Origin of the sequence: Paraflavitalea sp. CAU 1676 (assembly GCF_029223285.1) — a bacterium.
Taxonomy (GTDB): Bacteria; Bacteroidota; Bacteroidia; order Chitinophagales; family Chitinophagaceae; genus Paraflavitalea.
This window is the reverse complement of record NZ_JARHUJ010000009.1, coordinates 341,094-365,022: the sequence shown is the minus strand read 5'-3', so window position 1 is coordinate 365,022 and position 23,929 is coordinate 341,094. Positions and strand designations below refer to the sequence as shown.

At 48.0% G+C, this 23,929-nt stretch carries 18 protein-coding genes; 6 read left to right on the top strand and 12 right to left on the bottom strand.

The window, feature by feature from the left end:
* The 4 genes from P2H89_RS28495 to P2H89_RS28480 all read right to left on the bottom strand — a co-directional run bounded on the left by P2H89_RS28495 (window position 1) and on the right by P2H89_RS28480 (window position 4,851).
* A complete protein-coding gene (locus P2H89_RS28495; protein WP_275833589.1) occupies window positions 1-948 on the bottom strand; it encodes a FecR family protein in 948 nt (315 codons plus the stop codon).
* A gap of 71 nt (window positions 949-1,019) precedes the next feature.
* Window positions 1,020-1,571 carry a sigma-70 family RNA polymerase sigma factor gene (locus P2H89_RS28490; RefSeq protein ID WP_275833587.1) on the bottom strand — a complete coding sequence of 184 codons (552 nt, stop codon included), beginning with the start codon at window positions 1,569-1,571 and terminating at the stop codon, window positions 1,020-1,022.
* Window positions 1,572-1,737: 166 nt separating this feature from the next.
* On the bottom strand, window positions 1,738-2,580 hold the full coding sequence (locus tag P2H89_RS28485; protein WP_275833585.1) for a phosphatase PAP2 family protein: 843 nt from the start codon (window positions 2,578-2,580) through the stop codon (window positions 1,738-1,740).
* A 183-nt stretch (window positions 2,581-2,763) separates the two neighbouring features.
* On the bottom strand, window positions 2,764-4,851 hold the full coding sequence (locus tag P2H89_RS28480; protein ID WP_275833583.1) for an LTA synthase family protein: 2,088 nt from the start codon (window positions 4,849-4,851) through the stop codon (window positions 2,764-2,766).
* A 239-nt stretch (window positions 4,852-5,090) separates the two neighbouring features.
* Here P2H89_RS28480 and P2H89_RS28475 point away from each other — a divergent pair, with 239 nt between their 5' ends.
* The 3 genes from P2H89_RS28475 to P2H89_RS28465 are packed head-to-tail and all read left to right on the top strand — an operon-like array spanning window position 5,091 to window position 7,417.
* The gene (locus tag P2H89_RS28475) at window positions 5,091-5,504 is read left to right on the top strand and encodes an EamA family transporter (protein ID WP_275833581.1); all 414 of its coding nucleotides are present in this window, start codon (window positions 5,091-5,093) and stop codon (window positions 5,502-5,504) included.
* Between the two features lie 3 nt (window positions 5,505-5,507).
* Window positions 5,508-6,185, top strand: a complete 678-nt coding sequence (locus P2H89_RS28470) for a response regulator transcription factor (protein WP_275833579.1) — start codon at window positions 5,508-5,510, stop codon at window positions 6,183-6,185.
* Entirely contained in the window at window positions 6,182-7,417 is a 1,236-nt protein-coding gene (locus P2H89_RS28465) for a HAMP domain-containing sensor histidine kinase (RefSeq protein ID WP_275833577.1), read from the top strand. The genes P2H89_RS28470 and P2H89_RS28465 overlap by 4 nt, the downstream gene beginning before the upstream one ends.
* A gap of 244 nt (window positions 7,418-7,661) precedes the next feature.
* Here P2H89_RS28465 and P2H89_RS28460 read toward each other — a convergent pair whose 3' ends face one another.
* A complete protein-coding gene (locus tag P2H89_RS28460) occupies window positions 7,662-9,404 on the bottom strand; it encodes an IPT/TIG domain-containing protein (protein ID WP_275833575.1) in 1,743 nt (580 codons plus the stop codon).
* Window positions 9,405-10,365: 961 nt separating this feature from the next.
* Here P2H89_RS28460 and P2H89_RS28455 point away from each other — a divergent pair.
* Complete coding sequence (locus tag P2H89_RS28455; RefSeq protein ID WP_275833573.1) at window positions 10,366-10,974, top strand: hypothetical protein; 609 nt, start codon at window positions 10,366-10,368, stop codon at window positions 10,972-10,974.
* Window positions 10,975-11,066: 92 nt separating this feature from the next.
* Entirely contained in the window at window positions 11,067-12,023 is a 957-nt protein-coding gene (locus P2H89_RS28450) for a hypothetical protein (protein WP_275833571.1), read from the top strand.
* Window positions 12,024-12,046: 23 nt separating this feature from the next.
* Here P2H89_RS28450 and P2H89_RS28445 read toward each other — a convergent pair whose 3' ends face one another.
* The 5 genes from P2H89_RS28445 to P2H89_RS28425 form a co-directional block, all read right to left on the bottom strand.
* The gene (locus tag P2H89_RS28445; protein ID WP_275833569.1) at window positions 12,047-12,907 is read right to left on the bottom strand and encodes a hypothetical protein; all 861 of its coding nucleotides are present in this window, start codon (window positions 12,905-12,907) and stop codon (window positions 12,047-12,049) included.
* A 356-nt stretch (window positions 12,908-13,263) separates the two neighbouring features.
* The gene (locus tag P2H89_RS28440) at window positions 13,264-13,941 is read right to left on the bottom strand and encodes an FAD-binding oxidoreductase (RefSeq protein WP_275833568.1); all 678 of its coding nucleotides are present in this window, start codon (window positions 13,939-13,941) and stop codon (window positions 13,264-13,266) included.
* A gap of 58 nt (window positions 13,942-13,999) precedes the next feature.
* Window positions 14,000-14,848: an ATP-binding protein gene (locus P2H89_RS28435; RefSeq protein WP_275833566.1), complete on the bottom strand. Its 849-nt coding sequence runs from the start codon at window positions 14,846-14,848 to the stop codon at window positions 14,000-14,002.
* Between the two features lie 291 nt (window positions 14,849-15,139).
* Complete coding sequence (locus tag P2H89_RS28430; protein ID WP_275833564.1) at window positions 15,140-15,832, bottom strand: sulfite oxidase-like oxidoreductase; 693 nt, start codon at window positions 15,830-15,832, stop codon at window positions 15,140-15,142.
* Window positions 15,833-16,248: 416 nt separating this feature from the next.
* Window positions 16,249-16,794, bottom strand: coding sequence for a hypothetical protein (locus P2H89_RS28425; protein WP_275833562.1), 546 nt, complete (start codon window positions 16,792-16,794; stop codon window positions 16,249-16,251).
* Window positions 16,795-17,021: 227 nt separating this feature from the next.
* Between P2H89_RS28425 and P2H89_RS28420 the strand changes: the two genes are divergently transcribed.
* Window positions 17,022-20,861: a fibronectin type III domain-containing protein gene (locus P2H89_RS28420; RefSeq protein WP_275833561.1), complete on the top strand. Its 3,840-nt coding sequence runs from the start codon at window positions 17,022-17,024 to the stop codon at window positions 20,859-20,861.
* A 77-nt stretch (window positions 20,862-20,938) separates the two neighbouring features.
* Here the strand turns inward: P2H89_RS28420 and P2H89_RS28415 are convergent, their stop codons facing one another.
* Window positions 20,939-22,411: a hypothetical protein gene (locus P2H89_RS28415; protein ID WP_275833559.1), complete on the bottom strand. Its 1,473-nt coding sequence runs from the start codon at window positions 22,409-22,411 to the stop codon at window positions 20,939-20,941.
* 213 nt (window positions 22,412-22,624) lie between these two features.
* On the bottom strand, window positions 22,625-23,788 hold the full coding sequence (locus tag P2H89_RS28410; protein ID WP_275833557.1) for a tetratricopeptide repeat protein: 1,164 nt from the start codon (window positions 23,786-23,788) through the stop codon (window positions 22,625-22,627).
* Window positions 23,789-23,929 lie beyond the last annotated feature (141 nt).

Here is a 23,929-nt window from a genome sequence, read left to right as displayed (position 1 = left end):
TTAGTTTAGCTTATCCGTGATATGAATGGTATTGTCGGATTGCGTGAATTGCAGCTGGTGCTCTGCTCCGATAAGGTTAAGTATTTCGAGTAACCCGGATAAGGGGATGTCTTTATTGATGTGTAAATAGATATTATGGGAAGTATGTCTGGTGGTTTCGATAGCCACTTGAACATTATAGTTATTGGTAAGCAACTGGCTGATATCCTGAATGGACGCCCCCGAGAGTATGATATCGCCTTCTATCCATCCTTTTGCTTCCTGACTGGTAATTTTTGTACCGGTGGAGCTATCGGCCATTGCTGAGTAGTGTATGCCCATGCCCGGCGTAAGGACAGCCAACGCAGCAGCTTTGTTGAAAACCTTTACTTTGCCCGTGACGACACTCACTTTTACATCGTTACCGGCGAGCCGCTTAACGGAAAATGAGGTTCCCAATACCTGTGTATATACTTCGTTACAATACACCCGGAAGGGATGCAATGTATCGTGCTGTACTTCGAAGAATGCTTCTCCCTGTTCGAGATACACCGACCTGTTGGCGGCAAAGTTTTTTGCGTACTGCAAACGGGTATTGGCATTGAGCCATACTTTACTGCCATCAGGTAGGGTAAATTGCCGTGTTTCGCGAATGCCACTGGCCAACGGCATTTTTTCTTTGGTGTTGATATTGTAGAATATGGCTGCACCGGTTATTACTATAAAGAGCACCGCAGCATAGCGCCACCAGTTACGGGACATTCGTCTTACAGGCGCTGCTGGCTTGAGCGCCTTTTCAATGTTGCTCCTGATCGATCGCTTAAGGGCTTCTCTTTCTGCTTCGGACTGAAAGGCATATGGATGACCTTTGGCTGCTTCTCCTTCGAGCCAGCGGTGCAGGGCCTGCAACTCTGCTTCGGTGCACGCATTGCGCCTGAATTTTTCCAGCAACTGTTCGGGTGTATCCACTACCTTTTTTATATATGACAGCTGTGGCGGGCCGTTTAACTATCTGCCCGTCGACTTTTTTTAAGAATATTTTAGAACAGGTGGAGGAGGCGCGCACATTGTGCTTTCAGCTTTTTCATTGCCTGGCTGAGTTGATTGCGCACTGTTTGTTCGGAGGTGCCGGTCACGGCGGCTATTTCGGGAATGGTGAGGCCGGAATATTCGGAGAGATAGACTACCTGCTTCATACGGTCGGGCAACTGTTCTACTTCGCGCCTGACCTGCTTTTCATTGTCTTTGGCATTCATCTTCTCCCACACCTCATTGGTTTCGCGGGCCGCGGTTACAACCTGTAGCTTTTGCTGGTAGGTTTTCCGTTTGCTGATAAGATTCAGCATCCTGTTCTTGAGGGCAGTAAACAGGTAGGCTTCGACCGAGGCTGGTATAGCGAGATTTTCCTTATTGGTCCAGAGGTAAATAAACAATTCCTGTACAGCTTCTTTGGCTTCATCGATATCGTTCAAACCACGATAGGCAAACTGGAACAAGGGTTCCCAAAAGCTATTGAACAAGCTATTGAAAGCCTCCTGATCTCCGTTCTTAAAAGCAAGCCAGCAGTCGTTGTATGGTTGGGTGTTTAGCATGGAGCGACCCAAATGTAGTAATCCTGATGAAGGTAGAAATTATTTTCATAATAAGTTTACTTTAAGTCTTGCTTTGCTTCTTCAATGGTTCACCAATAATTAGTGCTGTTCATATAGCTGATCAATTTGCCAATTGTTATAAGAATAGTCAGAAAATATTTTGTTACTATTTAAAGTGGTGAATGAAGGAGATACCCCCTACTCCGTTCTGGTAAAACGGCAATGCTACTGTTGTGGCTTCCTTATGCCTCCCGAATAATCTCTTCACAGTAGGATACAGGTAATAAGCCAGGTCGGTAGAAAGTATTCCTATACCTGCTCCGGCAACCACATCACTCAACCAGTGTTTATTGTTGTACATTCTTAAATAACCGGTGGTAGCGGCCACTGCATATCCTGCTACGCCATACCAGGGTGAGGTATGCCAATATTCCTTGCGCAGGAATTCGGCGGCAGCAAAGGCTGTTGCGGTATGTCCGGAAGGGAATGATGATCTGTCCGACTCATCGGGCCTCCATTGACCACTCATAGACTTGATGCCATGTACGGTAGTAGCCATGATGGCGGTCGACAATCCATATATAATGGTCCGATCGCGGAAGTTGTGTTCGCCTTTTATACCGAATGCATTTAGCCCGTAGACGGCTGCTGCCGGTACAAACTGCAAGTAATTATCAATATGCAATGGACTGTGTGGCGCTTCCTGCCAAAGCTCCTCCCGAATTTGGTAATTGATGGATTTTAGTTCGGGATTACCGAGAGAGGTAATACCATATGTAATGAGCGTTGCGGGCAGGATCAGCATGGTTGCCGGAAAGGGCCGACGGACAGACACGGCCGGCCGGGGCGGCTGTTGATTACCGGTTGTAGAATCCAGGGGGATGCCTGCAGACAACGATGAGGAGGGAAGGTTTTGATTCATGCTACTGAGGCTGTCCATCGTTTGCCCCTCCACCTGTGCATACAGGAACATCAAGGCGAGCATGCCTGCTACTATCCTTCCATTCATGGGTTGCTATTATTAAGGTATGTATGCAGGCTAAGTTCGAGCGGGAATCTGTAGACTTTTTAAAGTATGGGCTGTACAGTGGATCGTTAACAATGAATTATCAGTACATAAGCAGTAAAAGAAAATCCCCTGAAAGAAAACCTGTAGGATCTTCTTTCAGGGGACTTATCGAATGAGGCAGTATTATTCTGATTGCTTTTTATGTTTCAATAGCCAGCTCGTACACTGGTAATAGGCGATGGCCTGCTTTACGAGGCTATCTTCCTGCGGGGTAGCATTGGCATTGCCGGTCGCAAAATCGGGCGTGAACTGTCGGATCGTTTTGACCGGCGATTGTATGACGAGCTTTCCGTTGCGCAAATAGCCGAGGCCCTGGTAGGTGCTGATGAAGGCCCTTTGCCGATCGACGGGCGTGTTCAACACATCCTGTCCGAAGAATTTACTCTTATAATTCAAGCGCAGGATACCGAGTATGGTGGGCGCCACATCGATCTGGGCCGTGAGGTCGTTGACCATCCGGGGCTGCAGGATCTTCGGTGCGTAGATGAGCATGGGTATGTGGTAACCGGTTACTGGCAACTCCACACTTCCGGCACTGCCGGCGCAGTGGTCGGACACGATAACGAATACGGTGTTATCGAACCAGGGCTTGGTTTGTGCTTCTTTCAGGAATTTATTGATGGCGTAGTCGGTATACTTGACGGCCCCTTCCCGTGACTGGGTGGTGGGCGGTATATCGATGCGGCCATCGGGATAGGTATAGGGGCGGTGGTTGGATACCGTCATTACCTGGGTAAAGAATGGCTTACCGGTGGCAGCATTGCTATCGAGGGTATGCAGGGCCAGCGTGAAGAGGTCTTCATCGGCCACGCCCCAGATATTCTCATAGTGCACATCTTTGGGTTTGATAGCAGAGCGGTCTATGACCGTGTAGCCGTTGCCACTGAAGAAGGTTTGCATGTTGTCGAAATAGCTGTACCCGCCATAGATGTATTGGGTAGTATAGCCTTTTGAGCGGAGAACACTGCCGAGGGAGAACATCTTGCCATTATCGGGCCTTTTAACAATACTTTGCCCGGGGGTAGGTGGTATCGACAACGAAAGGGCTTCGAGGCCCCGGACGGTGCGGGTGCCAGATGCATACAGGTTATTGAAGAAAAGGCTGTGTGCTGCCAGCGAGTCGAGATAAGGCGTAATGACTGCCTGGTTGCCGAATGCCTTCATGAATGAACCACTGAGGCTTTCGACACTGATGAGCACTACATTCAGTTTGCGCTCGGGCTCGCTATGTGTAATCTCCCGCTCGATGCTAAAGGGATCGTTGGACGTAAAGCGGGTATTGGGCAGTTGCAATTGCCCGCGAAGGATGTTGAAGGCTGTTTCGTCGGGCAGGGTTTGGTAGAACTGGTAGAAGTTGAGTTCGTTTTGGGTAAAGGCGATGGCAAACTCGAACATGCCGTTCCCGGCGAGGGAATTGGCGTATTCGTTTTTGCTGAACTGCCGCCACTTCTGGGGCAGCCCAATTGCTACGAGCACAGGGAGGGTAAGCAGGGATGCCGCCAGGATCGATCGCTTTTTGAAGGAAAGCGATTGGCCCACGCTATTGCGGACCAGGTGCCGGCTCATAAAGGCGATGCCGATGGCGGTGAGCACGATCACCGACAATATTTTACCCATGGGGTACGACTCCATGATATTGCCCAATACCTCGGTGGTGTACACGAGGTAATCGACGGCAATGAAATTGTAGCGGGAGGAAAATTCCTGCCAGAAGACCCATTCACTCACTGCGTTGATCAGGAGGAGAAAGGTTAAGAAGGTAAACCCAACGAAGAGGGTACCTGTGCGCCAACGCTGGCGGATACGCACCGGCATGAAGTACAGGAACACGTATATAGCCCAGCGCAAGGCGATGTAGATGACTACAGCCATGTGCAGCTGGGGGCTAAAGTCTTTTGGAACGATGTTCGTGAAAAGGAGTAAACTGATCAGTACCGCGAAGAACAGACTGGTTGGCAGTAATAACTTCTTTTTGTAGATAAAGTCGTTCTGGAACCACAGGTGTAATAAAAACGGGATGACGATGAAGCTGGCCACCGCCAGGTCGTACAGGAAACCGATGAAAAAGAGTCCGGTAAACTGACCAAGGGTGATGCCGGAGGACTTGGTGATCATCAGAAGTCCGAGACGGGTTACGGCTGACAAAATGAGGTACAGCCCAATGGTTACCCAAATAATCGAGTAACGATTACGGAATAGCTTGTTATACATGCAATCGAATTTGCGCTGTTGACGGGCGCAGTTGGTTGTTTAGGGGTTATCACCACAAACTTAACAGGTAAATCTGTAGGAATTTTAAAGAAAACGTATAAATAGGTATTTCCCCTATACCAAAGGCCGTAAAAATTTTTATTGTAGCTGCGGGAGGGATTGCAGAACTTTAGAATGTCTTTGGTATTGATGCTTTTTTTTGCGACCGCCTGCCCATTCCGAACTTAAACTTCATGTGTATGTGGAAATATTACGCAGTTCTATCGGCGGTTTTTGCCGCATTGACAGCAATTCTGGCCAAGATGGGTTTGAAGGGGATCAGCGGTAATGTGGCGACAGCCATCCGGACGGTTGTGATCGTATTCATTTCCTGGGGTATCGTGCTGGCTGCTGGAGAATTGAAAGAGGTAAAGCACCTTTCGCGCAACAACCTGCTGTTCCTGATATTGAGTGGGGTGGCTACGGGCCTGTCGTGGATCTTTTACTTCAAGGCGCTGGAAACGGGCCCGGTATCGAAGGTAGCCCCGATCGATAAATTGAGTGTGCCGATCGCCATCGGACTATCGGTATTACTATTGAAAGAAACGATAGACTGGAAAACTGTAACGGGTGCCCTGCTGATCGTAGCAGGCACTTTTATCCTGATACGTTAGCGCATGAAACTACTACTGGTTGAAGACGAGCCTTTATTGATGGAGGAAATGGAGCGCTACCTTTCGGAGCAGGGGTATCGCTGTGAGAAGGCCACCAATTTTGCCGAAGGCGAGGAGAAGATTGCCTTATACGAGTACGATGCCATTGTGCTCGACATCACGCTGCCCGGTGGCAATGGACTGAAGCTGCTTGAACTGTTGAAAAAGCAGCACAAAGAGGCCGGAGTGCTGATCGTATCGGCCAGAGACTCGCTGACCGATAAGCTCGCCGGACTGGGGTTGGGCGCCGATGATTACATCACCAAACCTTTTCACCTCGAAGAGCTGAACGCCCGGGTGAATGCCATCCTTCGCCGCAAATCTTTCAGTGGTCATAACCGCATCCTCATCGATGACCTGGTGATCGATACTACAGCGCAGGAAGTACGTTGGCAGGATGCCGTCATTGCGCTTACCCGCAAGGAATATGAATTATTGCTCTATTTTATCGTAAATAAGAACCGGGTGGTCAGTAAACAGTCGATTGCCGAGCATTTGTGGGGCGACCACTATGACATGGCAGATAATTACGATACTGTTTATGTGCACACGATGAATCTCCGTAAGAAGATCACCGCCTTATCGGGCATAGACTATATCAAAACCGTATATGGCATGGGGTATAAATTTACAGCACCATGAAACTGCTACACCGCACAACGCGCGACTTTCTATCGGCAACGATCATCATTTTGCTGATCACCGGTGTGGGGCTTTACCTGTTGCTGCAGAAGGAAGTTACCGACGAGATGAATGAGCAGCTTGCCTTCCAGGCTTCGCTGGTGAGTGAGCAGGTGGCCACGGGACAAACCCCCGGCTATCCCTTTGCGCAGGTGAACAAGACGCAGGACCCGGTTACTACCAGGCCGGTATATGGAGATACGGTGCTTTATGATAAGGTTCAGCAAAAGCAGGAAGACTATCACTATCTGGATGAAGTGAAGCATATCGGAGGCGAGAACTACCATATCAAAGTGATGACCACCTATATTGGCTGGGGGCAGTACTCAAAAACCATCTTCTATTTATTGCTATCGGCCATCCTGTTACTGGCTGTTTCGGGGGTGGTGATTAATTACTTTTCGAACCGGAAGATCTGGCGGCCGTTCTTTATCAATTTGGAAAGGCTGAAGCAGCATTCAGTTACCTCCCCTGCCCCACTGCAACTGATCGACTCCCCCATCACGGAATTTAAAGAGCTGCAGGTAGCTGTAGAGGATCTTACAACACGGAGCCACCGGGAGTATATGGCGATGCGGGAGTTTACAGAGAACGCTTCGCATGAGATGCAGACGCCCTTGGGTATCATTCAATCGAAACTCGACCGGCTGAGCCAGCTGGAGGTGAGTGAAGAGATGGCCCGGTATATCGTGGAGGCCAAAAGCGGCGTGGAGCGGCTGAATAAAATGAATAAGAGCCTGCTGCTATTGGCGAAGCTGGACAATAAGGCTTTTGAAAGCAAGCAGACGATCGATCTGCGGCTCGTGGTAGCGGAGCACCTGCATATGATGGAGGATCTATTTGCAGCCAAGGGCATTGCGGTCCTGAGCCAGTTGTCGGAAACGACGGTAACCTCGGACCGCTACCTGTGTGAGGTGCTGGTGTCGAACCTGCTGTCAAATACCTTACGTTATACGGAGCAAGGAGGCAAAGTTGGCGTGACGCTGCAACCCAGCGAACTGACGATCAGCAATAGCGGTGAGGCGCTGGATTTTCCAGCCGAGTTCTTATTTGACCGGTTCCGCAAGAGTTCGCGCCATGTGCAATCGACAGGATTGGGGCTCGCAATTGTGCAGCAGATCTGCGAGCTGAACGGCTGGACGATCGGCTACCGGTATGAGGGCGGCGAACATGTGTTCAGTTTACAATTTTAAAGAAGCCCATGTTTATACACCTAACACTTGGTGGCAGTGGCGAGCATGTGTTCAGTTTACGGTCTTGAGGAGCGCTTATCGCAGGACTTATGCAAACCAATTCCGACTTCACCCACCATTCTTTCTTCCACCAAAAATCGGCGCCCCTTCACAACAAAAATGCGCCAACCGCTAAGGTTGACGCATATGAGACATCGCAATGATAACAGCTTACCCCTAAGCTTGAAACCTTCTTTAAATACGTTTATTCTTTGGTGAGTTTTTTGATCTTGTTGTTGCCTGTGTCGGCCACATAAAGATTTCCATTTTTATCGATGGCTATGCCAACCGCTCCACTAAAACGGGCTGCAGACCCAACGCCGTCCACATCGGCCCTGGTCTGGAAGGCATTCCCTGCTATGGTAGTTACTTCTCCAGCTGGTGTCACCATTCTGATAGTGCTATTGTTTTCGTCAGCCACATACATATTATTATCAGCATCAAACACGATGTTATCCGGACTATTGAAGGTTGCCTGATCGGCAGGTCCATCCTCTGCTCCGTAACCTTTTCCGGTAAAGTGAACAAACGCTCCGGTTGATGACTTTTTATAAAACTTACCATTATCATTTGAGAATATGTAAGGAATATTATTCTTATCAACTGCTATACCTATCGGAGAACCAGGTGCTACCGGAAAATCGTAGAATGCTCCTCCGGGTGTAATTTTCCGCACGTTGTCCAAATCAGCCTGTGTTACAAATACATTGTCATCTCCATCTACTGCTACAGAAAAAGGGTTTCCAAGGTAACCGTACCTTTCTATCGTAGTAACTTTACCTGCCGGCGTGATTTTACGTAGGGCAGCCGCCGTATAATGCACGGCATACAGGTTCTTATTTTTATCCATTGTCAGACCAACTATCCTACCAAACGTAGCGTTGGCTGCGATATCGTCATCACTGTTTCCCTCTACCCCACTACCTGCAAACAATTCAATTGAACCGCCTGAGCTTATCTTCTTAATCCTGTATTTCGCCATTTCTGCAACAAACAGGTTGTTGTCGGAATCTACAACCAGTGCGCCGGGTGCATCTAAAACAGCAGCATCGCCGGTTCCTGCAAAGGTGGTTGACCGCCAAACCCATTGATAAGTAAAGCTGACTGGCGCTGCAGTTTTAGCGTTGACCTTAACCACTATATTGCCGCTGCCAGCCTTTGCAGGCACCGTAAGTTCGAGGTGATTGTGTTCAGCCTTCGTTATGGTTGCCGGCTGACCATTGATGGTAACGATATTTTCTTCTTTAACGGGTGAAAAGCCGAGGCCGTCGATAACGACCAGTCCACCGCCTTTAGCGCCCGCTGTTCTGGAGGTAATGACGACATCGGGTTGAAGTTGTTTAAAACCGATATTGGCAAGGGCGGTAGTGCCAAGCGCTTCAGTAAATGAAACGGCTGCTTCGCGTTCCTTTCCAATTTGGTTTTCGATGATGGTAAAGGTAATGGTAGTTGAACCAGCGGCGCCTGCAGTTTTGTCGGCGGCAATCCAGTTCATACCTGCCGGAAGAGTTAGCTTCCAGGCCACGTTCGAAGTGATGACAACTGTTTCCGTCTTTCCGGCTGGATCGGCGGTTACTGTTGTTTTATCGGACAAAATAGAAGGTGCTGAACCCAATTGCTTATAGAGAATTGTTACCGTTGGAACCCCTGTAGCTGTTAAAGATATTGTGCCGGTAACTGGTTCGACAGACGTGTTGGCGGGGTAAACGATCTCCACTTTCGTGTCTCCTTTCCCGCTGGCAGGTGTAGCGGTAACGCCAGTGGGCAACCCACTCAATGACCATTCAACATTGGCAGTAACCTGCAAATACTCTTTGCCAGCTGCGGCGGTGAGGTTGATGGCTGATTTGTCGGCCGTTAATGTGGACGGAGGTGCATCTTTCTTATTACAGGCTGCTAAAAGCAGGATGCAAATACTGAGTAGAGAAAATAGTCGGTTGAACTTCATAGTTTGAATGCTGTTGAAGAACAAAAACGATGACAAGCATTTGCGTATGCAGTGAACTGTTGTGAAACGTTAAATGAAGTGGATGAAGCGTGAGGAACTCTTTGGAATTGGAAAAAACAAAGTTGAGTGTACAGGCAGATTGAGGATTGTTCTTATTGGCCACTGGCGGCCAGAAAATACAAAAGGTCAATTATGACCTATTTATTTTTTACTGAATTGCCTTATTTCCCTATCTTGCTACCGCAAGGCCCAACAGCGCTTCCCTGGCCTGCATGGTAGTATACAAGAACGGCAACGAGCCTACCGCGAGTGAACGGTAGTGACATTTCCCCCGATAAAGAATAGCAAATGTTTGCGCACAGGATTCTGTGTGATCAATCGAAGTATGTTATCCTGAACATGGTACGGGTTATTGGCTTATTGCCAGTACCATCAAATATTGGCTGGCCACGAAGCGGGAACCTTCATTAAAAGCCAGCCATCTATCAACTATGAAAGAATTTACTGTAAACCTGACGGTGTCGGTGAGATTCTTCAGGCGGTTACGGAAGCGTTGTATTGTATCCGCTTTGCGGCTTTCGGTAACCCGCGGGTCATTACTGAATCATTTTTGACCTTATTCGGGTATTTCACTCCTTAACCTTTATGTTTATCCTACACGAAGCCGGTAATTGTACCGGCTTTTTTTGCATACTAACGGGCACCGACCCGACAAACGAGTCGTTTTACCTGAATTATTCGTATGTTAGCCATGTATACTTGCAATACTCTGCCTTGCCCGGCGATGACGAGCTGGCCATATTGTTATTGCCATTATACATAGACCTTTATTTGCCTAATGCCAGGTCATTGACCAGGAGTCATTGCCTTGGCGCGTGTGCTGTGGTTGGATAGTATCTATTTTGCCCAACCCACCACAGGTGCCTGGAGAGGTTGAACGCAGAGCAAATATAGGTCAAATATGACATCTTTCGTCATTTCAATTATATTTTTTAAACTTATTAGGCCCTTGGGCAAAAGAACAAGCAAAAAGAAGGAGATTCCAGACGACAAGCCTCTACTAAAGGAGCTTGTCGAAATTCAACAGCAATTAAAAGATCTGGGATTGACGCTGGCTGCAGCCTCAGCCGCTGTCGGCTGCAATGCCGGCTCGCTTCGCAACAACACAAACCTGCTCACTGAACCCAAAGAAGAAACAATAAAAGCATTATGGCAATACCTGGAGTTTCAAAAATGGGTACATGAGTATTTCAGAAAGAAAGCTCCGGACACAGACTATCTTGCCTACAAGTCGGGCGAAGTCTTGGCCAGCAACATGCTGGTTGAAGAAGTAAGAAATCATCATTCATACATGCGGACATACGTGCAACACCAAATAAATAAAGATTCCCTTACAAATCCGGATTTGGCAAATGCAGCACGTGAAACTCTTGACCGCATTAATAGTGGTTTGGTTCCTGTTAAAAAGAAAACGCTTTCAAAACAACAGCAGAAAAAAATTGCAATCATTAAGGCGGATGGCCCCATCAGGGATGTAACGAACCCCAAAGACCAAAGTAAAAAGAAATAACAAAAACAAAAGGCGGAGCTTTTCGTTACTATTCCGGGTAACCCGTGAATCGATCCATATACACAACCTCTCCCCCATCCTAAACCACCAACATGAAAAAGCGTCTCGGACTGTTCATTTTTGTCTTCCTGCTCACTTTGAAAAGTGTTTTTGCCACCACCTGGGATGAGCCATGGGCCAATCAGGTTATTAAGCAAGCCTCCTCCTTCGTACTGGCAAAGGTCAATTCAACCGATGAAGAAAAGGGAATCAGTATTCAGATCATCAAAACACTTGGCGGCAACGAGCTAAAAGGCTCAATCACGATCACTAATTTTTACCTGCTTACAATTTGCAGTACTTCGGGTGGGCATGGTGCAGAATTCCAAACCTTAGCTTTAGATAGCTGCTATTTCTTCATCAAACAAAATAATAAAGGAGAATATTGCATTGCAACGCCGACCACCGGCTTCGACTATGTCTATGACAGCAGCGTAGCAGCTACCTTCCGGCATAGCTATCATCAGGCTTCAGTGCCTGTGCCAATCTATGAAAAGGTAATGACAGCTATTTTCAACAACTACCACGGGCTTTCATACGACCAACCTTATATGCTGCATTTTGCACAGGAATACCTCACTAAAAAGCCTGCAGGTTTTGGCCCGGATGAATTAAATACATTCTTTTTGCAACACGTGGCATTGGAAAGTATTTGTCATTTAAAGCTTTCCATTCAAGAGCAATTGATATTACCCTTTTTAAAGGACAAAACCAATTTCCACAATCAGATATCTGCAGCAAGGGCCTTAGGTACTATTAATTCTGAAATAAGCAAGAAGGAACTCACGAGCGTTGTGGCCGACACGACAATAAAACCATTCGTTCGGGTAATGTGTGTTTGGGGATTAGCCGACCTCCATCCCGTAGAACTTAAAGCGCAGTTCCAAAAAATAAAAGAAACTGCTTCAGATGAAGCTGATGGGTTTGGTGGTAATATAATGGACCCAAGAGTGTGCACCCATATACCTTCAATAAAAAAGGCCTTGCAAGAACTGGTGGAAAAATTATAATAGACCTCTACCATTTGAAAGCCTTACCCCACCGCCAGAATTTTCGCACTCCCTACATACGGCGCCTGCCGCACATAATCGGCCGCTTCCATGATCCCATAGCAAATGCCTATGGACAGGACCAAAGTAAAATCTGTATCGGGTGGAAGTACGCGCAGGGTAAGTTCAGTATCGATAGCCGGAGAACCTTTCGTTATCGGGTACCAATCGGACTTGAATACTTCGTTGGGAATTTTGTCGTAACCCTGTTGAGAAGGAAAATACCTGATCTTATCGAAGAAAGTCTGATCCGTTGCCGTATCATGTGAGATATTATACGATTGGTCTTTCCTGCCGTCGGGGTAGAGATCAGGCACCATACCCCAGGCCACCACCAACTGGAACATCGCATAATTATGTGGCGTAAATAAATTGATGGCAGGCAGCAGCGCCGGGATCTGCACCCTCGCCGAACCCGTTTCCCGGCTTATGGCATAGTCAACCGGTATACGCACCACGGAATCGAAGAAATTCTTCCGGTTGAGCGGGAAACCTTTAATGATAACCGGATTGACCGACAACCTCACACAACGCTTTCCAAGATTGCCCTTAGTATCGAGCACCTGAACTGCTTTTAGCAAAGCCGCCAGTGGCCCCGAAATATTATAATCGGCCATCGGCAGCTGTGCGTCGAGCACTTTGCGGATCCATTTGCCTGCCGTTGACCGCCCACCAAACTCCGCATTGCTCCGCCGGACCAGGTGTAAATTGGGGTGGGTTTTGATCTTTTCCTTGGAGGGCCCACCTTTCTCCCGCACGACGACACCATCCACTCCACGCATTTTGTAATACGAGAGTCCGCCTAATGAGCCATCCAGCTCATGGGGACCATTCAGCTTTGCCATAATGGAAACTTTTTAGGTTAGTGAATAGCAATCTCACAGACCCTCCATACTACTTCAATATCAAGTTAAAATATTTAATACTAATATAAAAATATTATTATGCAATAATCCCGGAGATATTCCGGATCAATAAGTTGTGGTATATCTCCGGCTAATCTCCCTATTATCTGTGGTATATCTCCGGGATATCTTACCTCCAACCCATAAGACTCTATGCTCTATCTTCGGGTGAGCATAGAGTCAGCTTTTAATCATCAGCGAAGTATACCGCTTTTGCCCGGCACCTGAATGCAGCTAGCAGGAGCGGTAAATATGTGTGGATGCAATTGGGAAGGTAGCTACAATGGAAAGTACCCTTAGAACTGCTCCCGGACCACCTTCTCTTTCGGTGCGCCAAGTTGTATGAGCAGGGCTTCCAGGCCTTCGACCATGGGATCGGGCCCGCAGATATAGAAGTATTGATTGAAGTCGGCTACTTTCTCTTTCAGGTACACTTCATCCACCTTGTGGTTATCATAACCAGCGGCTGCTTCCTGCGTGAGCGTATTGATAAACCGGCTGCCCAGCATCTCCGTAAACTCTTCCTTGAGGATGATATCCTTCACCGTACGATTGGAGAATATTAGCTGATTGTCGCCGAGCTGATTCGTTTTGTGAAGCTGCCTGAGTATGGCAATAAATGGCGTAACCCCGGCCCCACCGGCAATAAACGTGCCCGGCCCCTTGTAATGAATGGCGCCCCATACATCGTGCAGCAGCAATTCATCGCCCGGCTGCAGCTTGCCTAGTTGATTCGTGACCCCATCATGATCGGTGTAAATCTTAATCGTAAACTCGAGCGTGGGCCATTCATTGAGGCTTGTGAAGGTAAAAGGCCGGCGCTCACTCTTCCAATCGGGCTTGTTGATGCTGATCTCCGTTGCCTGTCCGGGGTTGAATTTATACCCTTGCGGCTTTTCGAGCGTAAACCGGCGAACGTTGTGGGTTACATATTCAGCTGCCAGTATTTTAACGATATGCTCTTCTGCTGCCATAGGTATGCTTTTACAGGTTGGTGTCGTAGTTTGATTTCGAGCTACAAAGGTAGGCTACTTAAACCGGCAGATAGTTGTACATATCACTGCTTTTGTTAGCTGTTACACGACTTTCTTCGCCTTGCTGCGGCACTTCTATGTGCACGATGGTGCCTGCGCCCGGTGTGCTTTCAATTATGATCTGCCCGTGGATCATGGCCAGCCGCTTGTTCATACTACTAAGCCCAAGCCCCTTTTCACATTCATGCAATACCTGTGGCTGCGGTATAAATCCCTTTCCGTTGTCGCGCACGGTGATGGAAAGCGATTGCGGTGGATGGTGAAGCTCGATGGCAATATGACTGGCTTCGGCATGCTTGACGATATTGTTGAGCAGTTCCTGGATCACCCTGAAGAGGACCAATTCTATTTCAGGAGTATTTTTGGTCCAACGATCATCGATGCTCAAGCTGGTGGTATACAGGCCTGTCTTTTCCAGGAAATGCAACTGGTGCTCTATACAGGCTGCAAGACCCGCTTCATTAATAAAATCGGTATTAAGCGACTTGGCGATGTAGCGGAGATCCTGTATAGCTTTTGCAATCAGGGCTTTGGATTCAGACAGTTTATTTTCAGTCTCCTCAGGCTTGTGGAGATCGATGGTGTGCATATTGAGTTTGACAAACGTTAGCGCCTGTCCAATATTGTCGTGTATCTCCTGACTGATGTGCTGAAAGGTTTGCTCCTGCAATTCGAGCTGGGTTTTGAGTAACTGCGCTTCCCTTTCTGTTTCGGAAGGCGGAGTGATCGAAAATGGGCGTGTCTTGTTTTTCCGGAAGTGTTTGAGGAGTAATATGAGGCTGACTGTTACACTGACAATAAGTAGTGCAGCAGCAAGCAATACCTCAACGATATCTTTACTGGGCATAGGCGTTTAATAGTTAACAGCTCTTTTTGTGTTAACATGTAAACCTTGTTACAGGCATACACTCATGCACATGGGTAGGCAGCGATACGTTTTCGCAGGAAAAATGGAAACCAAAAAAGGAAGGTGATACTAATACAGAGCCGAAGTAATTTCTACTCTAATATAAGACGTTATTACTATACATTCCAAACGTAGAGCTACGGTTTTTATGCTACAACGATTCATGAAGCTAACAGAGCCACGAAAAATGGCAAATAAATGACTTTCGTCAATCTTTTTTGGCGTCACTTTTCAGGAATAGCGGTCATTACGCCAGGGGTAGGCCGTACTGGAGTACCCCCTTTCTTCCCAAAAACCGAGGACATTGTGTGGAAGAAATTCTATACGGTTAATCCATTTCGATCCTTTCCAGGCATATAACTGCGGCGTGATCATCCTAACGGGTCCTCCATGTTCTTTGGGCAAGGGCTTGCCTTCGAATGTATGTACCAGCAACACATCGGGCTTGAGTGCTTCTTCGAGCGAGAGGTTGGTCGTGTAATCATCGTAGCCATAACAGAGGATGTGTGAGGCTGTTTCTTTGGGTTGTACCAGGGCTGCCAGGTCGAGCAGGCGAACACCGCGCCAGTCCATATCGAGCTTTGACCAGGTAGTGACGCAATGAAAATCGGAGAGGTCGTCGGTTTGGGGAAGTGCCATGAACTCATCCCAATTGAGGGTAACGGGATGCTCTACTTCACCATCCAGGGTAAGGCGCCAATCGCTAAGGGATATTTCGGGCTGAATGCCGAGATCGAGGACGGGCCATTTGTGGGTGACCACCTGACCTACCGGTACTACGGGCATGCCATGGCGGTTGGGATTGCCTTTGCCGAGCGGCTTATTGTCGGACACGGAAGGCGTGTTCTGCATCTTGTCTTCAAAGCGGGCTTTGAGCTTCATGCGCGCCTCTACTACTCTCTTCAGTTTTTCGTTCTCTTCCATGACTGCGGTTTTGATGGTAGACCAAATGGCTAGTGTTGCCGTAGCTGGAACACTCCTATTAAATTTACTGTCATTTTTTGATTCACCCGTCTTTTGTTCAATGCCATACATGATTGCGACAAGAGAATCCATGAGAAATACAAATAAATACCAGCACTACTTCGTTGGCTTACTTTCCACCTTTCGACGCAACCAGTTAAATATGATCCAAAGGATGGCTATCCCCAACAAGTTCACAAGGACGAGCAGATATGTTTTTGGGGGAATAACGTGACTACTGGCAATTGCCAGCAAAAAAAAGAACAGGAGAAACAAAAAGGCTACAATGCATAAGACCTGAAGCACGAGAAATAACAATCGCATAGTTTACTCTTAAAGAATTTTCTGGAGAACATTTGGGTTGGCTGCTGAATCTCCTACTCTGTTATAGGTGCTATGCTATCAATTTGACATTTGCCCGATTTGTTCGCAGTATAAAACCGGAGCGTGCCCGCCAGTGAGACTGCCTGAAAGGTTCCTTTTTGTCCATCGACCGGCTTACACTGCAGCGTGTCTGTTAACCAAAGCTCCGGCTCCTGCGTATAGAGCAGCAGATCATACTCCAGTCCTTCGGGCGGGCCATCGTTCTGATGGCTTTGCTCCAACTCATGGCTCACCGTTTTGAAATACTGCAATTGATCAGCCAAAAATTTATCACTGAAGTATCCTGATGCTTTGAGGTGCTGCTGGTATTTCGCCACACTATCAAAGTTTACCCGGTAATAGCCCGAAATATCGTTGGCCGTTAATGGAGCGAATTGAATATGATTGACGGGATCATAGTTTGCCTTGTACCAGGTTAAGAACTCTTTTGGTGTTGCTGAACAGTCCTGCGTAGCCTGTTTACCGGCAGGTCCGTCGCCGCAAGCAACGGAGGCGATGATTACAATGGCAACAATGATCAGATTTCGTGGGGTTTGCATCTGTTTGAGTTGAGTAAAGGGATACCTAAAAATACAAAAAGGCTGCCTAAAACGGTCAACCTGCTTCGGATGGCGGTTAGGCTTACAAGACATGGCAAGGCTTTCTCAAATCATTCCTGCATTACTCCAGTTCATGCACGGGTGCGTTTTTTGACGCGGTGGTTTCAAGTTCTTTTGCGGGCGAATTGGACTTTTTCTTTTACAACCTTTTTCTATCAAGTTATTTTATGAAATCTATTTTTACCTGCTTTTTATTGTTGATATGCGTAGCGGGCAAGCTGCTGGCCTATAATGGTCCCGGCGTATTAGCTGCCCCTACCAAACCGGCCACGAACGTTACCTTCTCTTCGGTGGATGGCGACCGGATGGCCGTGTTGTGGCAAAAAGGCGACGGCCTTAACCGTATCGTTATTGCCCGCAAAGGCGCCCCTGTTACGGCATTGCCACAAGACGGCATCTATTATACGCCGGGCGCCAAGCTTACCGACGGTTTTGAAATTGCGGATGGTGAATTTGTAGTGTTCAATGGCAGCGGCAACAGCTTTACGCTTACCGGCCTTACGCCCAACAACACCTACCATGTTGCGGTTTTTGAATACAATGGCGCTGGTGCTGCGATCGAATTTCTCCGTACCGACCCGGCGCGTAACAGCAAGCCTACCTTATCGGCCCCTACCGGACAAGCAACCCTGGCGGGTGTTGGCGAGATCATTGGCCATGCCATGAAGGTGAGCTGGAAAAAAGGAAATGGCAGCGGCCGTCTCGTTTTAGCACGCGAGGGCGCTTCTGTAAACGTTAATCCCATTGACCTGGTCAATTATACTGCCAATGCCTCTTTTGAAAAGGGTTCGCAGATCGGCAATGGCAACTATGTTGTTTATGAAGGCAGTGCCGAATCGACCACGGTCGACAACCTGAAACCTGAAACTACTTACCACTTTTCTGTTTTTGAATATGCCGGCAACCAGGGATATGTGTATGCCACAACGAACCCTACGGTTACAACGGGTACTACTTTGCCCAGACCATCGGTACCGGCTACCAAATACACATTTACGAATGTAGAAGGAGACAGGATGACGATTGGCATGGACCGCGGCAATGGTGTTGGCCGCATCATCATTGCAAAGAAAGGCAGCCCTGTTACTGCCCAGCCACAAGATGGCGTTACCTATACTGGCAAAACCGTATTTACGCAAGGTGATATGATCGCCGATGGCGAATATGTGTTATCGACCGGCACTTCCAATTCTATTAATTTAACCGGATTAAGCAAAGGCGAGACCTATTACTTCTCCGTGATTGAATACGATGGTTCCGGTACCGGCATCCGCTATTTTAATGCAGGCGCCCTGACAGGATTCAAAAGCACGGTGAGTGCTCCCACTACCGCTGCTAAAAATATCTTTTTTAGCAATCCTCAGTCGAATGCGGTGACGATCTCCTGGGAAAATGGAGATGGCGACAAACGGCTTGTAGTGTTAAGGAAAACTGATCCTTTGAATGGACTGCCCGTAGACTACAAACTTTATAGCGGCAACTCAACCTATGGCAGTGGTGTGTCTGTTGGTGGCGGCTTCTCCGTCTTCTCCAATACAGGAAGCTCAATCACTGTAACCGGCTTAGCCGGCGGCGCCACGTATCATGTTGCCGTCTTCGAATACAATGGCAGTAGCCAGCCTGTGTACCTGACCGGTAATCATCCAACGGCCTCTTTTACCACCGTGCAGGCACCAACGCAGGCCTCTACGAACATGCAGTTTAGCTATGTAGAGGGTAATCGCCTGAAAGTATCGTGGAACCTGGGGAATGGCAATCGTCGACTTGTGGTTGCGAAAGCAGGAAGTCCTGTTACTTTTAAACCAACCGATAATGAGACTTACCTGCCGAACGCTGCTTTTGGCGATGGTCAATCGGTGGCAGATGGTGAATTTGTAATTTTCAATAGCGCATCCGGGGCAGAAGTTTCCGTGACTAAATTATTGCCTGGCACTACTTATCATTTTACCGTGTTTGATTATAACGCTATCGGCGCTGAGAATTTCTATCTCACGAGCGCTTATTTAAGTGGACAACGTAGCACGCTGAGTGCGCCAACAGGCAATAGTTCGTCCTTAGGATTCCCCACGGTTACCGGCAACTCCATCGCCCTCACCTGGACGAAAGGAACAGGTAATGACCGGTTGATCCTGGCGAAAGCCGGCAGCCCCGTGGATGCTACACCGGCTGATTTTACCGCCTATGCTGCCAACGGTAGTTTTGGTGCAGGTACAAAAATCGGCAACAACAACTTCGTGGTATACAGCAACAGCGGTAATTCTACCACTGTTTATGACCTGTTGCCGGGTACTACTTATTACTTCAAGATCTTTGAATACAATGGAAGCTCGGCCCCGGTGTACCTAACCAGTGGCGCCATCACCGGCAGCAAGACTACCCTCGAACGCCCCAGCACCCCTTCGAGTGCCGTCAATTTTGAAAGCATTGAAGGGAATAAGATGACCGTGACCTGGACTTCGGGCAACGGCACCAAGCGGATCGTGATCGGCAAACTGGGATCGGAAGTACTTTCCCAGCCAATAGATGGCGAAACCTATACCGCCAATGCTGCTTTCGGCAGTGGGCCCAAGATCGCAGATGGTGAATTTATCCTTTACAACGGCCCGACCAATGAAATTTCGGTTACCGGCCTGCAACCTGACAAAACCTACCACTTTGCTGTTTTTGAATATGATGGTACCGGCTCCAATACCCGTTACCTCACCAGCGGCTTCGCCAAAGGTCAGCACGCTACGCTGACCAAGCCCACAGACCAGGCGAAGACTGTGCAATTTTCTTCTATCGGCAGCAACACTGTTAATGTTAACTGGACAAGCGGCAATGGTGATAGCAGGATCGTGATTGGACGCAAGGATGGTCCGGTAAACGTGACGCCGCAAGACCTGATCTCTTACAGTAACAATGCCTCCTTTGGCACTACCAATTCAAAGATCGGCACCGACAATTATGTCGTGTACAAAGGATCTCAAAACAATGTAACGGTCACTAATCTTACCCCTGGCACTACCTACCATTTTGCGGTGTTTGAGTACAACGGCTTTATGGGTCCTGTGTACAATACACAACTGAGCGCCTTCAATGGCGTTACGACCCTTGGACCGCCCACCGACCCTGCAACAGGGATCAAGTTCAAGAACGCCGGCATTGGCACTGCTTTAAGTATTGAATGGGGCAATGGAAGCGGCCAGCAGCGACTGGTACTGGTAAAAGAAGGTAGTGCTGTTGATGCTGCACCAGTGAACAACACGCCTTATATTCCCAACACCTTCTTTGGCAGCGGCGCCCAACTGGGTAATGGTAATTTCGCTGTGCACAGTGGTACCGGAAACAGTGTTACTATCACCAACCTGGATGCAGGCAAGACTTACCACGTTGCCATTTACGAATTCAACCAATTCCCTACCGGTCCATTGTATATGCAAACCGATCCGGCCCGTGCCGTGTTTGCCGGTTTTGCCCTTCCTGTGCGACTGGTGTCCTTTTCGGGCAGTGTGGTGAACGGCGGTGCGCAACTGACCTGGAAAACTTCATCCGAGATCAGCAGCAAGGAGTTTGTTATCGAAAGATCTGCCAACGGTGCCAACTACACTGAAATCGGTAAAGTTGCTGCAAGCGGGAACACAGATCTGGTAAAGACATACTCATTCGAAGACAAGGCTCCCCTTTCTACCAGCTATTACCGCCTGCGGATGGTGGATGAGGATGGCCGCACTGAATTGAGCAAGGTGATCAAACTTTCGCTGAATGGTGCGGGTGCGACTTCGTTGTCCTTGTATCCGACCCGTGCTTCGGCCAAGGTAAATGTATCGATCCAAAGCCAGGTGAAAGAGCGCATTTCCCTGGAGATATTCGATGTGAATGGCCGCCTGACGAAACGCGAACAGCGTGATATTCAGAAAGGCACCAACCTGGTGATGGTGGATGTTGCGGGCCTGAACCAAGGCATCTACGTAATCCATGCCGTGATCGATGGCCAGGTGTTCAATAGCCGGTTTGTAAAAGAATAGTTGTTTTCTCTGCTCATAAACCAAAGGCGTCTCCGGGAGTGGAGGCGCCTTTTTGTTTTGATGCTTTGTTATGTTGGTTATTTTTTCTTCAAGTCTTTATCCCTGATCTTGTTTCCCTGGATAGACCAGGCAAAGTCGAGCTGTACCCTTCCTTTAAAGAAGGATGAGTCCATGCTGATGTATTGATCGCTGGAGTAACCGATGAGGCCATCTTCGGTGGCAAGGCTGTGGCAGGTCATGCAATTCGTTTGAATGCCGAGTGGTTTTCCGGGTATGAGTACACTGCGTATGTTGAAATCCACATTTGGATCTCCCACCGGACCAAGTCCTGCAAATCCTGCTTCGAGATAAGGATTGTATCCTATCATTGGTTTGACCCCTGTATTGGTGCCGCCGTTGATGGGCTGATTGGGCAGTACCATGGTATAGGCACTCACCGCTGCGTAGTGTGCGGCCGCACCGGTGATCTGTAAGGGCCTCAGTTTGCGTGCAAGGAAGGAACTTGGCGAGTAAGGGGTATCGGGATCGGGCGCCCAATAGAATGTTTGCCAGGTCCAGTTGCTGATCTCTTTGGTGGTTACGTGCATGGCTACGAGTATGGCGATATTGCCTGCTTCTGCATTGTTAACCCCTTCGGTGCTGTCGGAGGCATTCATATAGGCGGCCATGGCCGAATCGAGCTTAAAGTGAATGAAGTCGTTGAGGTTGACTTTCGCCGACTCGATATCGGTAGCGGTGGTATCGACCGGGATTACTTTCTTTCCCGGCTTTTGGGTGTTCTTCACATCAACATACACGACTTTGGGCCAGATATTGAATCCATAACCTTGTGCGGAATCGCGCGGGCCGGTCCATACCGGTATTTTCACCAATCCACCTTTTTCTTTACCAACGAAATAAGTGGGCTTGACAGTGATGGCCTTTTGCGGGAATTTAGGAACTGACCCAATGGCACCCTGCACTTTGAATGAATCGAGTACTGATTGCTTGAGGATCTTGTTGGTGGTGGCATAACAGGCTGCGTTGGGATCGTAGGCTACGGTTACCCAAAACTCTTCGGCAGAATCGATCTTTTCGCGGCTCATAGCTCCCTTTGCCATGATGTTGCCGGTAGTGTGAAAACCATGCTCGAACTGATGCGGGAAGTGCAACTGTGCTCGCATCGTTTTGGTAGCCGCACCGGCACAGCCGCTGCTGTCGTTGATGATAAGGTTGCGGATGTCGGTAATACCGAGCCAGGTTTCGAAGGTGCGCAGGGAATCTCCCTGGTACACCTGTCCCGATTGCGCGGTGAGCCCTGCCCAGATGCCCCATACGTGGTTGTAGACACTGGCAGAGTCGTAATTACCCGGAAAGTTTTTGTTGTTCAACCAACTGTAGATGGTGTTGGAATCTTCGGGAAAGTTGAAGCCCGGTACCACGATGGGTAATTCAACGGGTGTGATGGTGTTGACTGTTACGTCGGGTGTTGGTTTTGGATTGCAAAGCGTTGCTAATACGACAACGCCTGACAATGCCATCATAGTGATGATTGCTTTTCTGGTTCTCATTGCAGTTGTTTTAGTCTGTAGTCTGATTAACGGTTATTACTATCCTAAGGTATCAACCTTTCATCAGGCAGGCAAAACATATTGTAGCTTTCCTTAACGTAACTTTGTTAATAAGCAGTATTACGTTGTTCCTTGACCGATTATTACGCAAAACTACTTTTATTGATAAAGATTAATGGCGATTAATGATAGTGGGGATTGAATTTCAGTCCATTATTTTTTTGCACCAGTTTTCCTCCCCCAGCGTTCTTTTACGTAGGCGTAGGCTTTCTTTTCGTCGGCTTCAACGGGTTGGGCGGTTTGCAGGTAGCGGGTATAGTACTGCCGGGCCAGGGTGGGATTTTTGAGCTCTACCTCACAGATGCGGCCGCAATTGTATAATGCAAGCGGGCTTTTGAACAGGTAGTAAGCTGTATCGTAAGCAGCTACTGCTTTTTTGTATTGTTTAGTGGCTTCATAGTTTTCACCATAGGTGAAGTAATACATTTCAGCGGTTTTACTGATGGCCTTTCCCAGACATTGCTCCAGGTATTCATTACTCTTTCCGTAATCTTTCAGCTTGGCATATGACTTCGTAGCATAGTAGTAAACAGCTTCGGTTTCCAATCCGGCAGCAAACATGTATTCGCAAACCCGGATACTTTCTTCATAGTGCTGCAAATTGTAGTAGGCGAGTGTCAACTTGATCAACGGTCCCATATTGATCTCGGCCAACCGCAAAAGACGCTCGCCCGGCACTATTACACTGATGTAGTCTTTTTCCTCATAAGCGCTTCGTATGCGCGTGCGCAGAAAGGATATATTGAGGGAGTCGCGCCCGAGCCCTGTTTCCAACAAGCTATCGGCCTGCCGGTAATCTTTCGTATCGATCAACACTTCCGCCAGCGAAACAAGGTTACGCGGATCCCTCGGTGAGAGGCGGTACGCTTCGTGCAGGAACAGCAGGGCTGTATCTTTCAGCTTCTTGCGACTTAACAATTCACCGAGGCTACGATAATAATTGGCAGTTTGGGGTTGGAGCGTGATTAAACGGGTATAATACTCTATGGCAACATCGGGATCGCGATTATAATATATGGTGGCGAGGTAATGATTGGCCGTAATGTTTGCCGTGTCGTTACTGAACATGCGTTGGTAGCATTGTTTTGCGTCCCGGACATTGTCGGACATATACAGCGCATAGCCGAGTAAGCGCAATGTTTGCTGATCGGTAGAATCGGCTGCCACAATTGGTTGCAGATAAGTGATAGCTTCTTCGTATTGCTGCTCCTGAAAATGGTCCTGCACCCTGTTCTTATCGAAGCTGCCGGTTTGAGACCTGACTACAAGGGATGTCAACCCAACGATGGCTGTAAGCAAGATAGTTTTGCGCTGCATGATTGATCAATTATGGTTTTTCCTCTGCCCTTCTTCACCGTTACTTTTTCCGTTTTGACTGCCTATGATGCAGGAATGAATAATTTCCATACGCAGGGGGAAGATTTTTTTTGAGAAGGGTTTGGGTGGCAGGTGTTATCT